The organism is Muricauda sp. SCSIO 64092, assembly GCF_023016285.1.
Classification (GTDB): domain Bacteria; phylum Bacteroidota; class Bacteroidia; order Flavobacteriales; family Flavobacteriaceae; genus Croceivirga.
Genome location: NZ_CP095413.1, coordinates 744,454 through 767,199, shown reverse-complemented (window position 1 = coordinate 767,199; position 22,746 = coordinate 744,454). Strand labels below are relative to the sequence as shown.

Genomic DNA, 22,746 nt, shown 5'->3' with positions numbered 1-22,746 from the left:
GGCGAATTCCTTAGTCCAACTTTTTGAACACTTTCCCTCCTTTATCCAAAAAATATCCCGTAACCTGATTTTGCCCATCCTTTTCAAAAAAGATAGGTTCGTTGTTCACATTGGAAAACAAATTTCCTTCTTCGTGGTAAATGGGATAACGGTTGCTGCCCATAATTGCAATAAGGTTCCCGTTCTTAAGGTCATGGGCTACTTCAATTGTACCTCCATTTTTGTATTCGTAAGTTCCAACAAAGGTTTTTAGCGCCTCGCTGGAAATAGTTTCCGCATAGGGATCGGTATCCGTTAGAATCAAACCATCACCTATGTTCCAATTGTCGTATTCCATATAATATGCAGTGCGCTTGGCCGCGTTCACTCCCTGCAACTTGGCCACCAAATGCAATGCCCCATCTATACCCGCTGAAATTCCAGCGGTTGTAATTTCCTTCCCATTGTCCACAAAACGGACATTTCTTCGGACATCTATTTTGGAATATCCATTTTCCAGGCCTTCCAGCGCATCGTGAAAGGTGGTTGCCGTTTTACCATCCAATAGGCCTGCCTCGGCCAGTATGAAGGCACCGGTGCAAACGGAAAAATAGTGTTGGACGTTTTCTTGTTTTTTGACCCAATCGATAACCTTTTTATTCTGGGAGGCGACTGATGAATTGCCTCCAAAAAAGGCCAAAATATCCGCCTTTGGTGCATTGTCAATGCCGTAATCGGGTACAATGGTCAGAATGCCCTGGGATTTTATGGGCGCTGTAGTTGCCGAAACGGTAAAAACGTTGTAACCAGCATAGGAAAAAACCTCCATGGGGCCCGCAAAATCCAACACCTCAACACCGTCTTGCAGGTAAAAGGCGATGGTTTTTGACAAATCTTTTCGAACTAGTAGCATATTGCAATGGTCACATATCCCTGGCTCCTGGTATTCCATATCATCGCAGGTGTTGCCGCACGGAGGACAAACATAGATGGAATCACCATTGGGTTGGGCATTGAGTAGCAAAGTAACGAACAAAACAAAGGAATGTATAAGTAATCTGTCCATTTTTTGATTTTTGAATTACCGACAAAGTTATAGGGGCTTCCAGCTATCCAAAAGGACATTAGTACGCAACATTGGGCCAATTAGCGCACTACTTCCGAGGGAAGCTTTTTGAGGTATTTTTTGAAAAGATTTCGAAGTTGATTGGTACTTTTTAATCCACATGCCGAAGTAACAAAGCTTATTTTTTCACCTTCCAGAATCAGTTTTTGGGCCAATTCCAAACGCAATTGATCTTGATAGTCCCCAAGGGTGAGTCCAACCGTTTTTTTGAACAATCGGGTCAGGTTCCTGGAACTCATATACACCCTTTCCGCAAATTCCTCAATCTTAATTTTTTTGTCCAGATTTTGGGAAATCAAATCCTGGACCTGATGTATGCGGGTGTCCACATGGTTCCGGTACTGTAGGAAGGCGCTCAATTGGGGATCACTTTCGGTCCTTCTTAAGTAGATGACAACCTCTTTGGCAATTTTGGAGGTAAAAACCGGGCCAAACAGTTCTTCCAAAAGGAACAATGCCAAATCGATACCCGATGACACTCCTGCACTGGAATACAGGGTGTTATCTTTGACCAAAAGGCGGTCTTTCAGTATTTGTACGTTTGGAAACCGTAGGGAAAAATCATCAAAATACTTCCAATGGGTCGTACAACTTTTCCTATCCAACAATCCGGCAAATGCCAGTATATAGGCTCCTGTACAGACAGAGCAGATTTTTGCCCCATTTTTATATTGGTCGCTTAGCCATTTCAGGAAAGCGCCATATGTTGTGGTGAAGTCGGCATTTAGGAACAAATGGGATTCCATTCCAGGGATGAAAAGTAAATCGTTTTCCCCAAGAACGTATTCCTTGTACGGTCTAAGTTTGCCCAAAGAAAGGCCAGCGCTGGAAATCTCCTCACCTGCGGTCGTCATACCCAGATATAAGGTGTTGATTTCGGCCCCGTATTCCTTGGCTTCATAAAATATATGGGCAGGACCGGTAATATCCAGGAGTTGGACTTCTGGAGGAATCAAAAAATAAATGGTTGTTTTCCTTTGGGACTTCAAAATTAAGGTTTAAAAAAGCCCCATTTTCGGGGCTTTTTTTATTACTGGGCCGCGCTCCACGGTGGTGTTACCCCATTGGAACGTGCATAGGCGATCAATTGCCCCTTATGTTCCCCATTGTGGTCCAATACCACCAAAAGTCCACTAAGCCTGTTCATTTTCATAAAACCAAAATCCACTTCCTCACCCAATTTAGTAGTCTCCTCCTGGGTAATTTTGTCCAAAATAAACGCATTGGATTTTTTCAATGCCGCAATAACATTGTCCTTACCGGTAATCTTTGCTTCCATGGTCATAAAATCCACATCTTCCGGTGGGGCATAGCCCATTTTGGATGCCAAAAAATAATTGGCGGATGCGATGTGAAGAAGGGATTCCCTCACGGAGCGGACGCCTTCCGCAGGTCTCCAGTCATATTGGGACTCATCAAAAGCCTCGGCCAATTGAACAACCTGACCTTGGACAAAGCCCACCATTCCTTGAATGGAATTTTGTACGGTCATGTCCTCTTGTGCAAAGGCATTGAAAGTGGTAACACACAGAAGGGACAGCATTAATTTTTTCATAGTGATAGTGTTAGGGTTGAAAACCCCTGATTTTCAGGGATATCTCCAAAGATATGGATTTTGATAGTTGGGAAAGCAAATTTTGTTGGGCAGTGCTATATTTCCAACTTATGGTGTTGGATGGAACCTTAAAAGTTGGGCTGGCAAACAAATTCCTGGGGCTGCCAGATAATGTATTGATTTTGGATGTCATCAAAATCCACGGTACCATCCCCTACATATCCCAAAACAGTGCCTAAACAATCAAAGACAGGAACCGCCGTGTTTGCGGCAGGGTTACAGTCCCTATAGAGAAAAACCGGCTTGTCTTGGAATTCGCCTTGGGAAATGTAACAGTATTTGGAGGCATCCGTGATATTGGTTTCCCTTTTCTCTATTTCAAATCGTAACCAATCCAAATCATTATTAGGGCTTTCAAAAGTACATTCCGCAGGTATTTTGGATAGGGTCCGGATTAATTTATAGCTGTAGGAAGGCGCATCGGCAGCTGGGTTTTCAACCTTTGTTTTTTCAACGTCAAGGTTATGGATAAAACCCGATTCAAATTCAAAACCTTGAATGGTTGCATAAAAGTAACTCCAATCCCCCGTACCCAATTGGCCGCCTTCCTGCACCAATAAGCATTGTTGTTCAACAAGTCCTTGACAGGTAGTGTCAAAGTAATTTACGCGAAAATTGGTTCCTTCCGGTACGCCCTTAATCACTTGTGGATTGTCATCGGTATTGGAACAAGAACTCAAAATGACCATCATTGGATATAGGAAAAAAGATATATTTTTCATGGCAGATTGAATTGTTTACTTGAACGGCTCTACCTATAGATGTTTGGGACATCATTGGTTGCGTAAAAAGCCCATACATTACTGCATGGGCTTTTATTATTTATCACAAAAAAAATACCTATCCTAAAAATGGATATCTGTAGTCTTCTGGGGTGACAAAGGTTTCTTTGATCAATCGCGGGGATACCCAACGCAATAAATTTTGGGCCGAGCCTGCTTTGTCATTGGTTCCCGATGCCCTGGCACCACCAAAAGGTTGTTGTCCAACTACGGCACCGGTTGGTTTGTCATTGATGTAAAAGTTACCTGCGCAGTTTTGCAATGCCCTTGTCGCCTCGTCAATGGCATACCTATCACTTGAAAGTACGGCCCCAGTGAGGGCATATTCAGAAGTGCCGTCCACCAATTCCAAAGTTTTGGACCAATCCTTGTCCTCATAAACAAACACGGTGACCACAGGGCCGAACAATTCCGTTTCCATAGTGGTGTAGTGGGGATCGGTGGTAACAATGACCGTAGGTTCAACAAAGTACCCTACGGATTTGTCATATCCACCGCCAACAAAGATTTCAGCATCGGAATCTGCTTTTGCCCGGTCTATGTACTTGGCCAATTTGTCAAAAGAGCCTTCATGGATCACAGCGGTGATGAAGTTGTCCATATCTTCCGGGGAGCCTGGCTTATTGAAGCTTTCCACATCTTTCTTGACCAAATTCAAGATTTCCGAAGCTGTGGATTTTGGCAAATACACACGTGAGGCAGCGCTACATTTTTGCCCCTGAAATTCAAATGCTCCCCTGGTTATGGCCGTCGCCACTTGTTGCGGCTTGGCACTTGGATGTGCAATGATAAAATCCTTGCCACCGGTTTCCCCAACAATTCTGGGATAGGTTTTGTAGGTGTGGATGTTATTGCCAATTTGCTTCCATAACTCTTTGAAAACATGGGTTGAACCTGTAAAATGGATTCCTGAAAATTCCGGGCTTGCCAAAACGGTTTCGGTAATCATAACGGGGTCTCCCATGACCATATTGATTACGCCATCGGGTAATCCCGCTTCCTTGAATATGTCCATAATGACCTTGGCCGAATAGACCTGGCTATCACTGGGTTTCCAGATGACCACATTTCCCATCATTGCCGCACTTGCCGGTAAATTGCCTGCAATTGCCGTAAAATTGAATGGGGTAATGGCATAAACGAAACCTTCCAGTGGACGGTATTCCACACGGTTCCAAATGCCTTCCGCAGAATCGGGTTGTTCCTCATAGATTTGACTCATGAACTCCACATTGAATCGGAGAAAATCAATCAATTCACAGGCCGAATCGATTTCCGCTTGGTGAATGGTCTTGGATTGACCAATCATGGTAGCCGCATTGATTTTGGCCCTATAGGGTCCTGCAATCAATTCTGCGGCCTTTAAAAAAATTGCAGCTCGTTGTTCCCAAGTAAGATTTGCCCATGCATCACGTGATTCCAGGCAATTGGCAATGGCTTTTTCAACATGGCTTTTTTCTGCGGTATAATAATGGCCAACCACATGTTTGTGATCGTGTGGGGGCGACATTGGCTTGGTGGTTCCAGTCTTTATTTCTTCAGGGCCAATGTAGAGCGGTACTTCTACCTGACCTTCATAATAGGCCTTGTACTGCTTGAGGACCGTCTCTCGTTCAGGAGAGCCGGGAGCGTAACCTTTAACAGGCTCGTTGATTGCCGTTGGCACTTGAAAAAAACCTTTACCCATATCGGAAAAATTTAATTGTTGTTAATGCCGACAAAGGTAGCGAAAGCGATTTCGAAAGAAAAAGGAAATGGGGTTTAGTTCAACGCAAATGGAGCGGCCAATTTAAAAGTGGGTACCTCTACCTCAATACTTTCCGAAGACGAAAGATTGACCATAATGTAGTAGCCTTTCATGGCCCCAACGGGAGACGTTAGAAGACAACCGGAACTATAGGTATGGGATTTGCCCGGCTTAATAACCGGCTTCTTGCCAATAACCCCTTCGCCATCAATAGTTTCAATTTCTTTTAAGGAATCCAGCACATCCCAATGCCTGGAGACCAGTTGTACGGTTTCCTTACCTTGGTTCTCAATGGTAATGGTATAACCAAAGGCATAGTGCATTTTGTAGTTTTTGAAGAAAGTACCTTCAAAAGTTGTTCGTATGGAAACTTTAATTCCTTTGGTAACCTGTGTAATCATAATTCAGTAGGTAAAAATACTTCCCGTAAACAGTAGAACCACACAAATTAGGGCTAAAAAGAGGAACACTGAGTTCAGGAACAAATATTTAATTATTGTTTTAAATATACCCTGGCCGTAAAATTTTCTCATGGCTTGGAACAGATATATCGAAAAAGCCATGAATGCTATCCATGCCGTTGCCGTGTTAAAAATACTATCTATTATCCAGCTAAGGATGAGCAATATAAATAATAAAGACTGGTTGTGGAAACTGAAGATTAAATGATCGGTATAGGTATATTTTTTTCGGATGTAGGCCAACAAAATAAAAATGGTGAAAAAGGGAAGAAAGAAGAAAACGACCAAAGGCAATTTGGCCATGGTGTTGTTCAAATAGGTTCCTGGTCGGGCGATTGCCTTTAGGGAACTTTTGGAGCCGTTAAAGGCCATTTTGTTTTTCCATGTATCGTTCACCCCATATTTTTCCCTGGCATCCTCAAATGTTTTTATGGAGTCCTTTTGCAGAAACGTAAAGAAAAACTCCATTCTTTTCGTAAGACTGCCCGAATCTTTGTTTTGAAGCTCTTGAAAGTACCCTCTGGGGTTGGCCCGCATAAAGGAGTCCTTTCTGACTTCATTTGCTATCCCCTGGTTTATAATGGTCTGCAAAGTGTCCAGGCTTTCGATTCCTGGAATGGGAACTGCCTTTAGATTTTCCAGGGAATCAAGTTGCTGAAGTGCTTCCCTGGTTTGTCTGGCAACTTCGGTACTATCCGTATTGTTCTCCCCATTATTAAAACTAAAGGACATTGGTCCCGTTCTTTGAAATCTTTCTTCCAGGCCCAAATCATCCAACGAAGAAAAGTTGCTGTCGTAGCTTACCATTAATAAATAGAGAAAGGCCAGGCTTAGCAGAAACCGAAAAAGGATTGGTATAGGAGACCCGTTTCCCCCTTATGTAATCCTTGGTAATGGTTCCTGGCTTTACCAACATGGTGTATAATGTTTGGAGAAGTTTGGAATCGTAGTTGATGACACTGGAAAGGAACTCGTCCACAAAGTCTTTAAGGATCAACTTTTTGGTGCTATTGGCCTGCGAACAATTTGGGCAATACTTATCACTGATATCCAGGATATGACCACAATTCCGACATTCCGTACCTCTAAACTTAAGTTCGTAACGACCTTTGGTGATCAGTCCCTTTCCTTTTCCCATTTCCCCGGTTGGTTTGGGATTAAAGATAGATTAATTGCTGATATTTCGGGAATTGGCCGTTCCAATGCCAATAATGTCATCGTGCATTTCGCCGAAATCCCGATAATACACCAAAATAAGGTAATTGTTTTCCGTAAAGTGAAAGTTTCCGCAGACCGTGTTTAAATCTACCGTTCCATCCGCGCTTTCCACCACATACTTGTAATTGTAAAAGCCTTGCTTAAAAAAATGTTCCAATTCCAGGTTGCCGGTTTCTTCATTGTACGTCATTCGGTTTTCATCGGAAAGGTCGTAGTTGTTATATTTTCCAAAAACATAGACATTGTCCAAACCTAAAATGGGGTCATAGGGCAAACTAAAATGAACTTTGGTGTATTCTGCCTCCCTGGCCACGTCCGTTCCCTGTAAAGTCCTGACCACAAAATCCCCATTAACGTCGGGGAAGTAGGTGTATTTTTGGTCTTTCCTATAGTCATTTGTAAAGAGGTAGTGATGGTACAATTCCTTGAATTCAATTCTTGAAATGGCAAATGTGGGAGATCTGAGGTCTTTGGTATCAAAGTTCAAGAATTCATTTCCCCCATAAAAACTGGTTTCCTGATCGTATTTGTAGATCAGTTCGTTGCCGATGGTAAATTGAGGTTTAATGTCGTAAATCGCAGTTGGCCAGAAATAGTTCTGTACAATGGCCACCTTGATTTCCTGTTTTGGATTGACTACTGGGAAACCAGCGGTATTGATGGTGAATTGCACACTTTGTTTTTCGTTTAAAAACTCAAAATCCCTGGACCGCCTAACATACCCTCCAACGCTGATAAGATTTTTATAGACCACAAAACGTCTGGAAAATTGAAGCTCGTTGTTCATATTGTAAATCTCCAACATATAATTCCCGGTTACTTTTAAGGAAACTTCGTTATTGGGAATGGTCAACCTATAGTTGGAGTAGGGCTGTAACGTCGTTAAGCTGTTCCCGTAATCTATAATGCGTTGGTTGTCCACGCCTTCTAAATATTGGGACTTTAAAAGTTGGGATGGGGTCCAGTCATAATCACAGTGCACAATTTTGTAATAATAATCCTGTTCATTGGCGCTAAGGTCGTCAAAGGTCAAAAAGATTTCCTCCCCCAGTGTTATTATCGGAAACTGGTCCTCCGTTGGACCTTTAAAGATTATGGTCTTGATTTGGGGAGGGGGATTTATTTCTTCCATGACCTGCGATAGGATTAGACCTGGAAACAATAGGAAAGGAATATGTTTAAGGATTGAGTGCATTTTGGGCAATTTTTTCGGGCAAAGGTAAACAAAAAGCATACCGTCGAATTGAAGGCCCGTCGTAATCCCAAAATTCTAGTTAATAATTACAAATATTCTTCCTTAAATAGTAAATTTGCAGCGATTTTAACTAAAGCTCTCAAATATATGTCCAAAGACATTAGAATAAAAAAAGGTTTAAATATTAACCTTGTCGGGGCAGCAGAACAAACCACCATACAAGCCGTTTCCAGTAACGTTTATGCACTCAACCTGGATGATTTTCACGGAGTAACACCAAAAATGTTGCTCAAGGAAGGCGCAGAGCTAAAAGCTGGCGAACCCATATTCCATAACAAGAACGAAGAGTCCATGCGCTTTGTTTCTCCAGTAAGTGGGGAACTTGTTGAGATTGTCAGAGGGGCTCGAAGAAGGATCCTTAGCCTGAAAATCCTGGCAGATAAAGAACAGGTCTATCACGAATCCAAACCTGTGGATTTGGATAAAACGGATGCGGCCGAACTTCGGGAAACCCTTTTGATGTCCGGCTGTTGGGCATTTATTAAACAACGCCCATACGACATCATTGCAAATCCCGTCAAAACCCCTAAGGCCATCTTTGTTTCCGGTCATAACACGGCACCGCTGGCTGCAGATGTGGATTATGTGATCAAAGGAAAGGAAAAGGAAATACAGGCAGCAATAACGGGCCTGAGTAAACTCACCCCTGGTAAGGTCCATGTGGGTGTGGGGGATACGACTACATCACCTTTTAGCCAAATCAGCGGAATTACTTTGCACAAGGTTTCCGGGCCCCACCCAGCAGGGTTGGTGGGAACCCAGATCAATAAGATAGACCCAATCAATAAAGGGGAAATTGTTTGGACGGTCTCCCCACAGGATTTGGTAATCATCGGCGAGTATTTATTGACGGGAAGATTTAATGCGGAAAGAACAGTGGCGTTGGCCGGTTCCTCCATTAAGTCGCCCAAATACTACACCACCAAAATAGGAGCGGAAGTCTCCACATTTCTTTATGCGAGCGGTGTGAAGGAAGAAAAATTCCGGCTGATCAATGGTGATGTACTTACAGGTTACAAAACTAAACCGGATGGTCACCTAGGGTTTTACAATAATACGGTAACCGCTATTCCAGAAGGGGATGACTATGAGCTCTTTGGCTGGACCAAGCCCGTATTCAACAAAATATCATCAAGTAGGGCGTTGACTTTCTCATGGTTGAACCCTAAGAAAAAATACAATTTGGATACCAATACCAATGGTGAGCACCGTGCTTTTGTGGTTACCGGAGGCTATGAAGAGGTTTTTCCATTGGACATTTACCCACTGCAGTTGCTCAAGGCCTGCATGGTCAAAGACTTGGATGAAATGGAACAATTGGGGCTTTATGAAGTTGCTCCCGAGGACTTCTCGTTAACCGAATTCATTTGTGTTTCAAAACAACCACACCAGCAGATTATACGGGATAGTTTGGATTTATTGTATCAAGAAATAGGATAAGCTATGGGATTGAAAGAAAAAATGCATGAAATCAAGCTGAAGTATCAAGGCAAAAAAATGGCTCCGGCCTTCAATGCCATACATACGTTTTTGTACACCCCAAACGAAACTACCCATTCCGGTGGTCATGTTAGGGCTGTAGATGACTTGAAACGGACCATGAACACCGTTATTTTGGCTTTGGTCCCTTGTTTGTTATTTGGAATCTTTAACACAGGGTACCAACATTATTCGGCCATCAATGGCTTTCCTGAAAACTTTTCCATATGGGAACATTTTATTACTTGGGACAACTTCGTCCTAGGGGCAATAACGGTATTGCCTTTGGTCATCGTTTCCTATGGCGTTGGTTTGTTGATCGAATTTATTTTTGCCGTTATTAAAGGCCATGAGGTAGAGGAAGGCTATTTGGTTACCGGAATGTTGGTTCCGTTGATTGTTCCTGTGGATACCCCACTTTGGATGTTGGCGGTAGCCGTAGCATTTGGCGTGGTGATAGGAAAGGAAGTTTTTGGTGGTACCGGGATGAACATTTTGAATCCGGCACTCACCATCAGGGCTTTTTTGTTTTTTGCCTATCCTACCTGGATGAGTGGCGATAAGGTGTGGGTACATGGTGCGGTAGAAAGGGCAGGTACGGCCGATGCCATTTCCGGGGAAACCATTTTGGGGTATTTGGCCCAGGGCAATACCCAAGAGATGTATGCCAAATACGATTTGTCCGAAATGTTTTTTGGGTTTATACCAGGATCTGTTGGGGAGACTTCGGCCTTTTTGATTTTGCTGGGGGGACTGTTCCTCATCTTTACCAAAATTGCCAGTTGGCGAATAATGGTAAGTGCCGTTGTGGGTTCATTGGCCATGGGGTGGATATTCAATTTGATCGTGGACTTCGGATGGATTCCTGAATACAGCAAATTCTACGGTCTAATGAGCTTTGAATTTTGGAAACACCTTATTGTTGGTGGACTTGCCTTTGGTATTGTCTACATGGCCACAGATCCGGTCACAGGCTCCCAAACCAATAAGGGAAAATGGATATATGGATTCTTGATTGGATTTTTGTCGGTCATGATCCGGGTGTTCAACCCAGGATATCCAGAAGGGGTTTTCCTTGCTATACTGTTGATGAACGTATTTGCCCCAACAATAGACCATTATGTGGTTAGGGGCAATGTCAATAAACGATTGAAGCGGCTTAAAAATGCTACTATCCTACCGGACACGGTAGATGGGGCCGCTGCGGAACTTAAAGCTGAAACTGTTTAAATTATGGCAATGAACACTGAGAAAAATTCGTATACTGTCATTTTTTCCATTGTTATGGTGATGGTCGTTGGTTCCGTACTGGCTTTTTTGGCTTCGGCTTTAAGACCAAGAATTGATGAGAACGAACGCTTCGAAAAGCAACAGAACATCCTTTATGCCATGGGAATCAATGAAAATACACCGGATAGTGGGGTGAATTTTATTCCAACGGACGTTGTGGAAGGGGAGTTTGGCAAATATATTAAGGAACAATATGTTTTGGTCAATGGCGAAATGGTTGCAGATGACCAGGCTTTTCTAGTAGATATGAAAAAACAATTGAGCAACCTTAAAGATGGTGGGGAAGCTAGATTGCCCATATTTATTGGGGAAAAGGAAGGGAAAAAGTCATATATCCTGCCGATGCATGGAAAAGGCCTTTGGGACGCGATTTGGGGTTTTATGGCCGTAGATGAGCATATGGTAATCCAAGGGGTCTATTTTGATCATAAGGCCGAAACTGCCGGACTTGGGGCAAATATCAAAATGCGCTTTTTTATGGATGACTTTCAAGGGGAATCCTTATTGAACGGAGGTAGCTACGAAGGCGTAGTGGTATCGAAAACAAATAACGATCCCCTAAACCAGGATAAAGAAGACAACACAGTGGACGCAATTGCCGGAGCTACGATAACGGGAAATGGGGTTTCTGCTATGATTAAAGAAACGTTAAAGGTCTACAGGCCATATTTGGATAATATTAGAACGAATTAAAATGGCATTACTTTCAAAAAAAGACGCAAACCTTATCCTTGATCCGCTGGCGGACAACAATCCCATTACCATACAGGTTTTGGGAATCTGTTCCGCACTTGCGATAACAGCAGAATTGAAAGCCTCAATTGTGATGTCGATATCCGTGATTTTTGTGATGGGCATTGGAAATGTGGTCATATCCTTGTTACGGAACGTGATTCCCTCAAAGATTCGAATCATAGTACAATTGATTGTGGTTGCCACATTGGTAATTGTGGTTGACCAAGTGCTTAAGGCCTATGCCTACGACCTGAGTAAAACTTTATCCGTTTTTGTGGGATTGATTATTACCAACTGTATCATTATGGGACGCTTTGAGGCCTTTGCCCTGGGAAATGGTGTTTGGAGGTCTTTCCTGGACGGCATAGGAAATGCCCTTGGATACGGTGTCATCCTGATAATAGTAGGCTTTTTTAGAGAGCTTTTGGGTTCTGGAACCCTATTTGGAATTCCGGTTCTTGGAGATCCCATAGCTAAAACAGGTCTGTATTCCATAGGTTACGAAAACAATGGTTTTATGATCATTCCTCCTGCAGCCTTAATCGTTGTTGGGGTTATCATTTGGGTTCAACGTTCTAGAAATAGGGCACTTATTGAGGAAGCTTAAATATTGGTATTATGTTGGAACATGTAGAATTATTTTTCAAATCCATTTTCATTGACAACATGGTATTTGCCGTGTTTTTGGGAATGTGTTCTTATTTGGCGGTTTCCAAAAAAGTAAGTACCGCAGTGGGCCTAGGTGCCGCAGTTATTTTTGTTTTGGGGGTTACCGTGCCGTTGAACTGGCTTTTGGACCAATACTTATTACGTGATGGAGCCTTGGCCTGGTTGGGACCCGAGTATGCAGATTATAATTTGGGATTTTTGTCATTTATCCTTTTTATTGCCACTATTGCCACCATGGTACAATTGGTGGAGATTGTGGTTGAAAAGTTTTCACCGGCCCTCTACAATTCCCTGGGTATTTTCCTTCCGTTGATTGCGGTAAACTGTGCTATTTTAGGAGGTTCCCTTTTTATGCAGGCTAGGGAAATCCCTTCCCTTGGACTGGCCTTGAATTATGGGATCAGCTCCGGTATCGGATGGTTCCTGGCTATTTTGGCCATCGCCGCCATTAGGGAAAAAATCAGGTATTCCAATGTTCCCGCTCCCTTAAGGGGACTGGGGATAACCTTCATCATTACAGGTTTAATGGGAATTGGTTTCCAGAGTTTTGGGGGGATGCTAACGGGTGACAATGAACCACCTGAAACCCCTGCGGCAACAACTGCAGAGACAACGGACAAAAAAGAAATTAAAGAAGAGATTGAAAAGGACGAAAAAGCAATCTCTTATAACGATGCCATAAACGAATAGAAAATGATATTAGCTACATCAACAGGGGGTACCATTCTAATAACCATTGTGGCTTTTTTGATACTCACATTGTTATTGGTCGCCCTATTACTGTTTACCAAGGAAAAACTTTCCCCTTCGGGGCCTGTGACATTGACCATTAATGGAGAAAAGAAGATTGAGGTCGCTTCAGGGGGTACCTTATTGGCTACCCTGGGTAATCAGAAGGTTTTCCTGCCATCTGCTTGTGGGGGTGGTGGTACCTGCATTCAATGTGAATGCCACGTACTTTCCGGAGGTGGTGAGGCCTTACCTACCGAAACGCCACATTTCTCCAGAAAGGAGCTACAACATGGTGCGCGTTTGGCCTGTCAGGTCAAGGTAAAGCAGGACATGGAAATTACCATTCCGGAAGAGGTGTTCGGGATTAAGAAATGGCATGCCAAGGTTGTTCGAAATTTTAATGTAGCTTCCTTCATCAAAGAGTTTGTGGTTGAAATTCCGGAGATGATGAACTATAAAGCGGGGGGATATATCCAGATAGAAATCCCTCCTTGTGAGGTGAAGTATTCCGATATGGATATCACGGCACACCCGGAAGAGCATGAAACCCCGGATAAGTTTAAGGCGGAGTGGGATAAGTTCAACCTTTGGCCCTTGGTCATGAAGAACTCGGAAACCGTGGAAAGGGCATATTCAATGGCTTCCTACCCGGCGGAAGGACGGGAAATCATGTTGAACGTACGTATAGCAACACCGCCATGGGATCGATCCAAAAACGGATGGATGGATGTAAATCCTGGAGTGGCATCTTCATACATTTTCGGATTAAAAGAGGGGGATGAGGTAACGATATCCGGTCCATTTGGGGAATTCTTTATCAATGAATCAGAAGCCGAAATGCTTTATGTAGGTGGTGGTGCCGGAATGGCACCCATGCGTTCACACTTGTACCATCTGTTCAAAACCTTGAAAACCAATAGAAAAGTTACCTATTGGTACGGAGGACGCTCCAAGAGGGAGCTTTTCTACATAGACCATTTTAAGCAATTGGAAAAGGACTTCCCAAATTTCAAATTTTATATGGCACTTTCAGAGCCCTTGGAGGAAGACAATTGGCAGGTAAAAAAGGATATCAATGATGAGGAAGGGGATGGTTTCGTCGGGTTTATTCACAATTGTGTGATTGATAACTACTTAAACCATCACGAAACCCCGGAAGACATCGAACTGTATTTTTGTGGGCCACCTTTAATGAATAAGGCGGTACAAAAAATGGGTGAGGATTTTGGTATTCCAGACGAGAATATCCGTTTTGACGACTTTGGGGGATAGCAACAAAATTGTGGTCATTATGACGGCTTTGTTGTGCAAAGCGGAAATAAAAAAATCTAAAACTTTGCTAACCGATACTTGAATGGTATCGGTTTTTTTATAATTATGAGCAGGGAATTAACTGAACAGGAGTTGCACAATCTAGCCATGAATCTGGTGGGCAAGGAACTGGAAAAGGATGGCTTCGAATTCATGGCCGTAAACAGCAAGTTCAAAAAGGACCCCCAATTTGTATGTCTTAAGGATACTTTTTTACATTTTGTGGTGGTACGGTATGTCCCTTTTCCCAACGATCCAAAGGCATACGATCAAAAATTAATGGATAAGGTTAAGGACCATGCCAACAAGTTTGAAGCAAGGACCTATTATGCTGGGGTGGGGCTGTCAAATGCATCGGATAGAAGTCTTCCCGTTTTACTGAACAAGCCCTATTTGGTTGATTATGATGGACTGATTTCATTTTAAAGCACCTTTCCAAGATGAAAAAAACAATAGCCCTTCTTAGCATTCTGGCATTTGGTTGCAAGGACAACAGTACCTATGTTAGAAACCATAGTGTTGGTAATGCCCTTGGAACCACCTACTCCATTATTTATCTAACGGATAAGGAGCTGCAGCTCCAAAAGGAGGTGGATTCCGTATTTAGGGTCATCAATACATCCATGTCTACCTATATCCCGGATTCGGATATTTCAAAAATCAATCGTGGGGATAGTACTTTGGTCGTGGATACCATGTTCAAGGAAGTTTTTACCCTATCACAAACGATATATCACGAATCGGAAGGATATTTTGATCCCACGGTCGGCACTCTGGTCAACGCCTGGGGATTTGGCCCGGGCGCAGCAATTGAAATGGACAGTACCAAGGTGGACAGTCTACTCCAATATGTAGGCTTTGATAAGGTGAAACTGGATTCCATTGGGACAATTTCCAAAGAACATCCGGCAATCTTTTTTGATTTTAACGCCATTGCCAAGGGATATGCAATAGATAGGTTGGGTGCTATGCTCAATGCAAGGGGCATTGCTCATTATTTGGTCGAAGTAGGGGGGGAAGTATTGACAAAAGGGGAGAACAGGATAACTAAAAAGGAATGGACTGTTGGCATTGATGACCCGCAGATCGAAGAGGGGAGGGCACTAAAAAAAATCATATCCCTAAAGGATAGGGCGATGGCATCTTCAGGAAACTATAGAAAGTTCAGGGTCGATCCGGAAACCGGTGAAAAGTTTGTACATACCATTGATCCAAAAACGGGATTTACCAAAAATGCAAAAGTGTTGGCAACAAGTGTGGTTGCCGGAAACTGTGCTACCGCAGATGCTTATGCAACGGCTTTTATGGCCATGGATTTGGAGGATTCCAAGCTTTTACTAAAAAAACACAAAGAATTGGAAGCCTATATCATTTATCTGGATGATAATGGGGCAACCGCTGAATTCATGACCCCAGGTTTTGAAGCTCTGGTAAGTCGTTAAGGCTTGTGCACCAAGGGAATGATTTCCCCTTTGGCCAATCTGTATTTTTCAATTTCCTCAGCGGAAAGTTTTTCGGAAAGGTTCACTTCATCCACTTTAAAACCAACCGTTCTTAGTTTATCAAAATAATCCCGGCCGTAGATTCGAATATGGTCGTACTGTCCAAAGATTTTGGTCCTTTCTTTCTTATCGGTTATGGAATTGTCCTCAAATGTTGTTTTTCGGTTCAGGTCCTGGGGAATTTGGAACACGCCCCACCCTCCTTTTTTCAGTATACGATAGAGTTCTTCCATGGCTTTTTTGTCATCTGGAATATGTTCCAGAACATGGTTACAAAGAATAACATCAAAGCTTTCGTCTTCAAAGGGAAGGTTGCAGATATCCGCTTTAATGTCCGCCAGGGGGGAGTTTAGATCGGTAGTGATATAGTCCAGGTTTTTCTGCTTTCGGAACCGTTTGTAAAAGGCCTGTTCCGGGGCAAAATGAAGAAGCCTGAGATCAGTTGCGAAAAAGTTGGTTTCCTGCTTTAAGAAAAGCCATAACAACCGATGTCTTTCCAAGGAGAGGGTGGAGGGGGAGAGCACATTTTCCCTTGGGTTCTCATACCCATAGGGCAAAAACTTCCTAAACCTTTTGCCATCAATGGGATCGGTGTATCGGTTTCCCCTCAAGAAGACCGTAAGGACTGGACGAATATAATAGCTGAGGCCAATGAGCCATGGTCTTGGCACCAAGTTTAAAACGAATTTAAAAATCCTGGACACTTCTAGGCTGTTTTCTTAGCTCTGAACTCCTCCTCTTCATTTGAAGTTACTCCCAGGGCATCATAGATATATTGAAAGGTAGAAAGCAATTCGGGTTTACCATCAATTAGGGCAACATCATGTTCAAAGTGTGCACTGGGTTTGCCATCGGCGGTTAAAATGGTCCAACCGTCCTTTAACTGCTTAATCCGTCTCGTACCCATATTGATCATGGGTTCAATGGCCACAACCATACCATTGACAAACTTTTTACCCCTGCCCCGTTTTCCATAATTGGGCATTTGTGGGTCTTCATGTAGGTCTTTTCCGAGACCATGTCCCACCAATTCCCGTACAACGCCATACCCATGGCCCTCGCAATAATTTTGAATGGCATAGGCCACATCACCAACTCGATTCCCCAATTTAAATTCCCGAATTCCCACATATAGGGATTCTTTGGTGACCTTGAGCAGTTTCTTGACCGGTTCATCCACTTCACCAACCGTAAAGGTATAGGCGTGATCTCCATAAAAACCGTTCTTCAATGCACCGCAATCAACGGAGATCACATCGCCTTCCCTTAAGGGTTCGTTGTTGGGAATACCATGGACCACTTGTGCATTGGGACTCCAGTTTAACGTATTGGGAAAATCGTACATGCCCAAAAAACCGGGTACCGCACCTTGCTCCCGAATAAACTCCTCCGCCATTTTATCCAATTTTAGGGGATTGGCTCCAGGTTTGATCTCGGAAGCCAACATACCCAGGGTTCTGGACACTACCAATGCGCTATCGCGCATCAACTCAATCTCTTCAGTTGTCTTAACATGAATCATAGCGGCAAAGATAATCGGAATCCTTGTAAAAGATTGCGGATCTTTATACCAAGGATTTTTGGGTCATGGCCCCAGGTTGTGGTATGCCCATCATTTTAAGTATGGTCGGAGCAATATTGCCCAATACACCGTCCGTGATTTCGCTAAGTCCATCATCTACCAAAATCAGTGGAACGGGATTGGTGGTATGCGCCGTATTGGGGCTTCCATCAGGATTTATCATGGTATCACAATTGCCATGGTCGGCGATGACCAAGGTACTGTATCCATTTTCCAATCCGGCCATGATCACATCTTTTGCACATTCATCTACCGTTTCGCAGGCCTTGATCGCAGCTTCCATTACCCCAGTATGTCCAACCATATCGGGATTCGCAAAATTCAAACAGACAAAATCCGCCGCACCCTCATTTAATTCCGGAATTATGGCATCCCTTATTTCATAAGCGCTCATCTCAGGTTTCAAATCGTACGTGGCCACTTTGGGCGACGGACATAGAATACGCTTCTCCCCATCAAAAGGTTCTTCCCTTCCTCCATTAAAGAAAAAGGTAACGTGGGGGTATTTTTCGGTTTCCGCAATGCGAATCTGTTTTTTACCTGAACGGGCCAGTACCTCCCCAAGGGTCTCTTTGATATTCTCCTTATCGTACACCACTTTTATTCCCTTAAACGTGTCGTCATAATTGGTCATGGTAACATAGTACAGATCCAATTTCTTCATGTCCTGTTCCGGAAAATCCTGTTGGTTCAGTGCCATGGTCAATTCCCGACCACGATCCGTCCTAAAGTTGAAGAAAATCACTACGTCGTCCTGTTCAATTTTAGCATCCCCGTCCAAGACAATAGGTTCTACAAATTCATCCGTTACACCGTTATCATAACTGTTTTGCATTGCCGTGGACACATCGGTAAACTGCACGCCTTTACCATGGACCACAACATCGTAGGCTTTTTTTACACGCTCCCAACGTTTATCCCTGTCCATGGCATAGTAACGGCCAATAACCGTTCCCAGGGAGGTGTTTTTATTGGAACAAAACTCCGCTATATCGGTTAGAAAGCCCTTTCCACTTTTCGGATCAACATCCCGTCCGTCAGTAAAGGCATGAACGTAAGATCGTTCCACTCCCATGGATTGGGAGGCGCTGATCAATGCCTTTAAATGGTCCATATGGCTATGTACGCCCCCATCACTTACCAGTCCTAAAAAATGGACTTTTTTGGTATTGGATTTTGCATAGTTAAAAGCATCTTGCAATACACTTTCGTCTTTAAGGGTATCCTCCATGACGGCCTTATTTATTTTGGCCAAATCTTGATAGACAATGCGCCCTGCCCCTAGATTCATATGTCCTACCTCACTATTTCCCATTTGACCTTCGGGCAATCCCACGTTCATGCCATCGGTAAGCAGATTTGCATTGGCGTATTTGGAATACAGGGAATCAATAAAAGGGGTGTTGGCCTGATCGATGGCCGAAACTTTAGGATTGGGTGATTTTCCCCAACCGTCCAAGATCATCAAGATTACTTTTTTGTTCATGAATTGCAATTTGTCCCAAAAATAAAATGAAATGTTCACTGAATGTCATTTCCAGGCAGAATTTCCACCCGTTTGTTAAAAACAGTATAGCTAAATCGGCAGTTGTTAAAAAAGAGTTAGAGGTCTGTTAAATCCTGTAACAATTAGATACTGGTGGAGTCTCTTTGAATATCAGATTAATTACAAATCAAAAATTCATTCATCATGAGAAAAACAATTTTAACCGTAAGTTTGGTTATGGTAGCCATGACCATGTTCGCTAATGTCCGTTTGGACGGAAAAGCCTTTGAGGCAGAAAAGGCTCTTGAGGCCGTTGAAGCTTTTGAGCTTAGTTCATTTTGCAAAGCAATTATGAAAGGGGACTTGGAAATGGTACAAAAGATGATTGCCCTAGGGGAAGATGTGAACCAAAAATCTTTAGGTAAGACGCCGGCACATTATGCCGCACGTTACAACAAACCGGAAATCCTACAATTGTTGATTGACCATGGAGCCAATCTTAAGCAACGATGTGACAAGGGGTATACGGTCAAAAAATACGCAGAATTGTCAAAGGCCATGGAAGCGCTGGAAGTTATTAATGCCGCTATGAAGAAGTAAAGGGAGTTTATTCATTTGCTTTGGGCATACCCAAGAGTCAATCAAAAAAACCCTGGCAGTAATGCCAGGGTTTTCTATTTTCCATATAGTGTTCTCGAAAAAAGGAAAATACATTAAAATTCAAATCCTGTAAATGCCCTGTAAAAAAAAGCATATACGGCCATTAAAATCATAATTGCGCTAAAAACGGAGTAGATTTTCAACACCATCACCAAAAATCTAGGCTTACAATCATCAAATGCAGCCAGATAAAGACTTTTAAAATTCAGAATTGTCCCCATATCGCAGTTTCTCGTGTTACTAGCTACGTTGGGTCAAGTATGTAAGATAAGTTTGGGATGATAAAGATAGGAAAAACCGATAGATTACAAGAATATGTCGGTCAATGGACAATTATTATCGACCTTGGTACCGTATAATAGCTTCTTTTATCCGCTCTATCCTGTTTTCGGGATTCGGATGCGTGCTTTGAAACTCGGGAACCCTATTGGGACCGGCCGCGGCTTTTAATATTTCCATAACCTTGATCATCTCATATGGGTCATAACCCGATTGGATCATTAACAACACCCCTAAATCATCACTCTCCAACTCATCCCCACGGCCATTTTTCAGTAGGGTATTTTGTCCGATCCCTTGGACCAATCCTCCCATATCCCCACCTACGGAGGCACCCATGGTCAGGGTCTGCCAAAAATTGCTTTCGGCAATTCGTTCCGCAGAATGCCTGCCGATTACATGGCCTATTTCATGACCGAGAACCCCGGCCAGTTGGGATTCATTTAATTTGCTGAAAAGTGCATAGGTAATAAAGCATTGACCCCCAGGTAATGCAAATGCATTGATGGTTCGATCATCCGCCAAAAGATGAAAGTCGTATTTATATGGCGTTTCCCGGGCAATACTGTTGCGGACCAGTTTTTGCCCTACGGCATCCACAAAAGCTTGCATACGCTCGTCAGGATAAAGTCCCCCATGTTGTTGGGCCATTTCCGGGGCACTTTGCAGGCCAATGGCAATTTCCTGCTCAGCAGACATATTAATGTTCTGTATCCTGCCCGTATATGGGTTCTCTTTCGTATTGTTGCAGCGTTGTACAAAGGCAAATACCACAATGGCAAGACCAATAAGAATGCGGATTTTCCAACTTCCCCTACTTCTCATAAATGGTAGTGTTCTAGCGATAAGTAAGTTACAAAAAAAGCTTACAACAAATCGGGGTTGATATCCAATATGTTGTCATGGATATACTTTTTCAGGAAATTGGTCGTAAAATGCGAAACCCCTTCGAACTCTTCTTCCTTAATGAGCCTAAAAATGTTCTTTTTCCTAAACTGTGCCAACATGGGGATGGACGTGGGAGCGTAGCTATAATGCCATGGCTCATATTTAAAGCCACGCCTAAAATAACTATCCGTATATACTAAATGGAAGCCAAAGCTTTCGGAATTTTCATCGAGCCACTTTTTTAAACCTTCAAAAGGACCTCCCTCGCCAAATTTTTCCGGAACCAGCACATCCCCATCCACTTTTGGATACCCGTCAATGATATCGATGTCCGTTCCCCAATGGTGTCTGCTCGTACCTGGTATGGTTGAGTATTCAATTATCTTTTCCATGGCAGGAATGGGTTCCATGCCATCCACTTCGGTATATTTGATGTATTTGCGTTCCCATATGGCCTGTTGCCGGTAGAAGTCCCTATAGCTGGAAACGATTTTAATATCAAAACCCGCTGTGTAAGCCGCTTTTTTCATGTCAACAAAAGCATCGTGGGCATCTTTCCTTAGGTTAATACCCTTTCCAAATAATTCTATATCCGCTTTTCCCATTAATTCAAGAATGGAATATTCGGGATCGTTGGCTAGGGAAAGTGCAGGGAGCGTAGACATCGCTAAGGAACCCAAAGAGGCTTTCTTGACAAACGTTCTTCTTTGCATGTAGCTATTTTATAGGTGAACATGGGCATACCCATGCCCTATCAAAATTAGGAATAAAAAATGGTGTTTATCTATCCAGAAAAAAGAAGCCTTGATATTGTAGATCCTGCTCCGGCAAATCAACAATATAATAGTACACTCCTTCAGGAACCCCTATTTGCTTATTGATGACGAGGTTGTTGATATTGGAAATTCCGTTGAACTCATTGCTGTAATTGGAGAGTTCAAATACCTTTTGGCCAAATCTGTTATATATGGATACAAAATTGGGTCCCGTATCCTCCAAATTATCAAATACCAGGAAATCGTTGACGCCGTCCCCATTTGGAGAGACAAAGTAATTGCCCAGGGTTGGAGTATTAACGGCAAAAGTATCGGTTGGTAGTGGAGTTGTACCAAACGTAATGGCGGAAAAGTCATTGGGTACGAACTTCTCGGATATGAGAAATCCCTGTTCCAAATCCCCGCTAATGGCTGTATTGCCAATAACTACCCATTGATTGCTGCTTTTTGACCACCCGACCATTATAATATCTTCAATGGAATTGGCAAGGTTTCCCAAACCACTTCTCGGGTTCCAACCCAAGGTAACGGAAGAGGGCACATTGGTTTGCAAAATCCAGAATTCATTGCTTGTGATCTCCCCGATATTACGTACTTTTTCGTCGGTGTCGTAGCTTTCCAAAATCGATGATGGATTTGACGGATCCTCAAAAAGGTACGCACAGATGGCCAATGCATTATTGGAATCCGAATTGAGTAACAATGGCCGAAGCTGATTTTGATCCCCTACCGGAAAGGAAAAGGTTTGCTTGTTGGTGATGGCCGCAAAACCGGTAACCTTACTCAGGTCATTTTCTCCGGTAAAAAAGGCATCCTCCCTAAAATTCAGGTAGACCAGTTGGTTGTTGAGCGCGCTAAGAAGGTTACCTTCAATAAAATTAAGATTGTTGGTCACATTGATGGAATTGAAGAGGAAGAGCCGCCCATTGGGCAGAAATACTTCCATATCAAAAAATGTGGGGGCTTGATCACCCAGGATTTGGATAATCCGGTCCCCATAAAACCCCACCAGTCCATTGGTGGTCTCCAAAGGGGCATTGTTGATCAAATTGGTATGGAAACCAATCTGGACATTGCCATGGAGCTGAAGATTTCCAGCATTGTAGAAGGCGGTTTGGGCTGTGGCCAGCAGACCCATTAAAAACAATGATATATGAAGGAGCTTTTTCAAAAC

25 protein-coding genes are annotated in these 22,746 nt (G+C 43.0%); 9 read left to right on the top strand and 16 right to left on the bottom strand.

What is annotated here, in order from left to right; translation table 11 throughout:
* Nucleotides 1–10: 10 nt before the first annotated feature.
* The 9 genes from L0P88_RS03015 to L0P88_RS02975 form a co-directional block, all read right to left on the bottom strand.
* Nucleotides 11–1,045, bottom strand: a complete 1,035-nt coding sequence (locus L0P88_RS03015) for a DJ-1/PfpI family protein (RefSeq protein WP_247133160.1) — start codon at nt 1,043–1,045, stop codon at nt 11–13.
* An 80-nt stretch (nt 1,046–1,125) separates the two neighbouring features.
* Nucleotides 1,126–2,094 carry a GlxA family transcriptional regulator gene (locus L0P88_RS03010; protein ID WP_247133159.1) on the bottom strand — a complete coding sequence of 323 codons (969 nt, stop codon included), beginning with the start codon at nt 2,092–2,094 and terminating at the stop codon, nt 1,126–1,128.
* Between the two features lie 41 nt (nt 2,095–2,135).
* Nucleotides 2,136–2,660 (bottom strand): DinB family protein, encoded by a 525-nt coding sequence (locus tag L0P88_RS03005; protein WP_158778592.1) that lies wholly within the window; start codon nt 2,658–2,660, stop codon nt 2,136–2,138.
* Nucleotides 2,661–2,788: 128 nt separating this feature from the next.
* A complete protein-coding gene (locus tag L0P88_RS03000) occupies nt 2,789–3,442 on the bottom strand; it encodes a DUF4377 domain-containing protein (protein ID WP_247133158.1) in 654 nt (217 codons plus the stop codon).
* Nucleotides 3,443–3,560: 118 nt separating this feature from the next.
* Nucleotides 3,561–5,189 carry an L-glutamate gamma-semialdehyde dehydrogenase gene (pruA, locus tag L0P88_RS02995; protein WP_247133157.1) on the bottom strand — a complete coding sequence of 543 codons (1,629 nt, stop codon included), beginning with the start codon at nt 5,187–5,189 and terminating at the stop codon, nt 3,561–3,563.
* Nucleotides 5,190–5,263: 74 nt separating this feature from the next.
* Entirely contained in the window at nt 5,264–5,650 is a 387-nt protein-coding gene (apaG, locus tag L0P88_RS02990; protein ID WP_247133156.1) for a Co2+/Mg2+ efflux protein ApaG, read from the bottom strand.
* Between the two features lie 3 nt (nt 5,651–5,653).
* On the bottom strand, nt 5,654–6,442 hold the full coding sequence (locus L0P88_RS02985) for a hypothetical protein (RefSeq protein ID WP_247133155.1): 789 nt from the start codon (nt 6,440–6,442) through the stop codon (nt 5,654–5,656).
* Between the two features lie 37 nt (nt 6,443–6,479).
* Nucleotides 6,480–6,848 (bottom strand): DUF3667 domain-containing protein, encoded by a 369-nt coding sequence (locus L0P88_RS02980; protein WP_247133154.1) that lies wholly within the window; start codon nt 6,846–6,848, stop codon nt 6,480–6,482.
* Nucleotides 6,849–6,878: 30 nt separating this feature from the next.
* A complete protein-coding gene (locus tag L0P88_RS02975; RefSeq protein WP_247133153.1) occupies nt 6,879–8,123 on the bottom strand; it encodes a DUF5103 domain-containing protein in 1,245 nt (414 codons plus the stop codon).
* 147 nt (nt 8,124–8,270) lie between these two features.
* On the opposite strand from L0P88_RS02975, the gene L0P88_RS02970 reads away from it, so the two are divergent.
* The 8 genes from L0P88_RS02970 to L0P88_RS02935 all read left to right on the top strand — a co-directional run bounded on the left by L0P88_RS02970 (nt 8,271) and on the right by L0P88_RS02935 (nt 15,841).
* Nucleotides 8,271–9,623 carry a Na(+)-translocating NADH-quinone reductase subunit A gene (locus tag L0P88_RS02970; RefSeq protein WP_247133152.1) on the top strand — a complete coding sequence of 451 codons (1,353 nt, stop codon included), beginning with the start codon at nt 8,271–8,273 and terminating at the stop codon, nt 9,621–9,623.
* A gap of 3 nt (nt 9,624–9,626) precedes the next feature.
* Complete coding sequence (locus L0P88_RS02965; protein WP_247133151.1) at nt 9,627–10,892, top strand: NADH:ubiquinone reductase (Na(+)-transporting) subunit B; 1,266 nt, start codon at nt 9,627–9,629, stop codon at nt 10,890–10,892.
* Nucleotides 10,893–10,895: 3 nt separating this feature from the next.
* A complete protein-coding gene (locus tag L0P88_RS02960) occupies nt 10,896–11,645 on the top strand; it encodes a Na(+)-translocating NADH-quinone reductase subunit C (RefSeq protein ID WP_247133150.1) in 750 nt (249 codons plus the stop codon).
* Between the two features lies 1 nt (nt 11,646).
* Nucleotides 11,647–12,294, top strand: coding sequence for an NADH:ubiquinone reductase (Na(+)-transporting) subunit D (locus tag L0P88_RS02955; RefSeq protein ID WP_158778607.1), 648 nt, complete (start codon nt 11,647–11,649; stop codon nt 12,292–12,294).
* Nucleotides 12,295–12,305: 11 nt separating this feature from the next.
* Nucleotides 12,306–13,046, top strand: a complete 741-nt coding sequence (gene nqrE, locus L0P88_RS02950) for an NADH:ubiquinone reductase (Na(+)-transporting) subunit E (protein WP_158778608.1) — start codon at nt 12,306–12,308, stop codon at nt 13,044–13,046.
* Between the two features lie 3 nt (nt 13,047–13,049).
* Nucleotides 13,050–14,360 carry an NADH:ubiquinone reductase (Na(+)-transporting) subunit F gene (nqrF, locus tag L0P88_RS02945; RefSeq protein WP_247133149.1) on the top strand — a complete coding sequence of 437 codons (1,311 nt, stop codon included), beginning with the start codon at nt 13,050–13,052 and terminating at the stop codon, nt 14,358–14,360.
* 105 nt (nt 14,361–14,465) lie between these two features.
* Nucleotides 14,466–14,825, top strand: a complete 360-nt coding sequence (locus L0P88_RS02940; protein ID WP_247133148.1) for a Na(+)-translocating NADH-quinone reductase subunit F — start codon at nt 14,466–14,468, stop codon at nt 14,823–14,825.
* A gap of 14 nt (nt 14,826–14,839) precedes the next feature.
* Nucleotides 14,840–15,841 (top strand): FAD:protein FMN transferase, encoded by a 1,002-nt coding sequence (locus L0P88_RS02935; RefSeq protein WP_247133147.1) that lies wholly within the window; start codon nt 14,840–14,842, stop codon nt 15,839–15,841.
* Here the strand turns inward: L0P88_RS02935 and L0P88_RS02930 are convergent.
* The 3 genes from L0P88_RS02930 to gpmI are packed head-to-tail and all read right to left on the bottom strand — an operon-like array spanning nt 15,838 to nt 18,969.
* Nucleotides 15,838–16,605, bottom strand: a complete 768-nt coding sequence (locus L0P88_RS02930) for a class I SAM-dependent methyltransferase (protein WP_247133146.1) — start codon at nt 16,603–16,605, stop codon at nt 15,838–15,840. The genes L0P88_RS02935 and L0P88_RS02930 overlap by 4 nt on opposite strands.
* Before the next feature lie 2 nt (nt 16,606–16,607).
* Nucleotides 16,608–17,423: a type I methionyl aminopeptidase gene (map, locus tag L0P88_RS02925; RefSeq protein WP_247133145.1), complete on the bottom strand. Its 816-nt coding sequence runs from the start codon at nt 17,421–17,423 to the stop codon at nt 16,608–16,610.
* Nucleotides 17,424–17,466: 43 nt separating this feature from the next.
* On the bottom strand, nt 17,467–18,969 hold the full coding sequence (gpmI, locus tag L0P88_RS02920) for a 2,3-bisphosphoglycerate-independent phosphoglycerate mutase (protein WP_247133144.1): 1,503 nt from the start codon (nt 18,967–18,969) through the stop codon (nt 17,467–17,469).
* Between the two features lie 204 nt (nt 18,970–19,173).
* On the opposite strand from gpmI, the gene L0P88_RS02915 reads away from it, so the two are divergent.
* Nucleotides 19,174–19,569 carry an ankyrin repeat domain-containing protein gene (locus L0P88_RS02915; protein WP_247133143.1) on the top strand — a complete coding sequence of 132 codons (396 nt, stop codon included), beginning with the start codon at nt 19,174–19,176 and terminating at the stop codon, nt 19,567–19,569.
* A gap of 113 nt (nt 19,570–19,682) precedes the next feature.
* Here the strand turns inward: L0P88_RS02915 and L0P88_RS24060 are convergent, their stop codons facing one another.
* From L0P88_RS24060 to L0P88_RS02900, 4 genes are all read right to left on the bottom strand, one after another.
* Nucleotides 19,683–19,850, bottom strand: coding sequence for a DUF6747 family protein (locus L0P88_RS24060; RefSeq protein ID WP_313791590.1), 168 nt, complete (start codon nt 19,848–19,850; stop codon nt 19,683–19,685).
* Between the two features lie 115 nt (nt 19,851–19,965).
* Nucleotides 19,966–20,733 carry a M48 family metalloprotease gene (locus L0P88_RS02910; protein ID WP_247133142.1) on the bottom strand — a complete coding sequence of 256 codons (768 nt, stop codon included), beginning with the start codon at nt 20,731–20,733 and terminating at the stop codon, nt 19,966–19,968.
* A 41-nt stretch (nt 20,734–20,774) separates the two neighbouring features.
* Nucleotides 20,775–21,509 carry a M15 family metallopeptidase gene (locus L0P88_RS02905; RefSeq protein ID WP_247133141.1) on the bottom strand — a complete coding sequence of 245 codons (735 nt, stop codon included), beginning with the start codon at nt 21,507–21,509 and terminating at the stop codon, nt 20,775–20,777.
* Nucleotides 21,510–21,576: 67 nt separating this feature from the next.
* The gene (locus L0P88_RS02900) at nt 21,577–22,743 is read right to left on the bottom strand and encodes a gliding motility-associated C-terminal domain-containing protein (RefSeq protein ID WP_247133140.1); all 1,167 of its coding nucleotides are present in this window, start codon (nt 22,741–22,743) and stop codon (nt 21,577–21,579) included.
* Nucleotides 22,744–22,746: the final 3 nt, after the last annotated feature.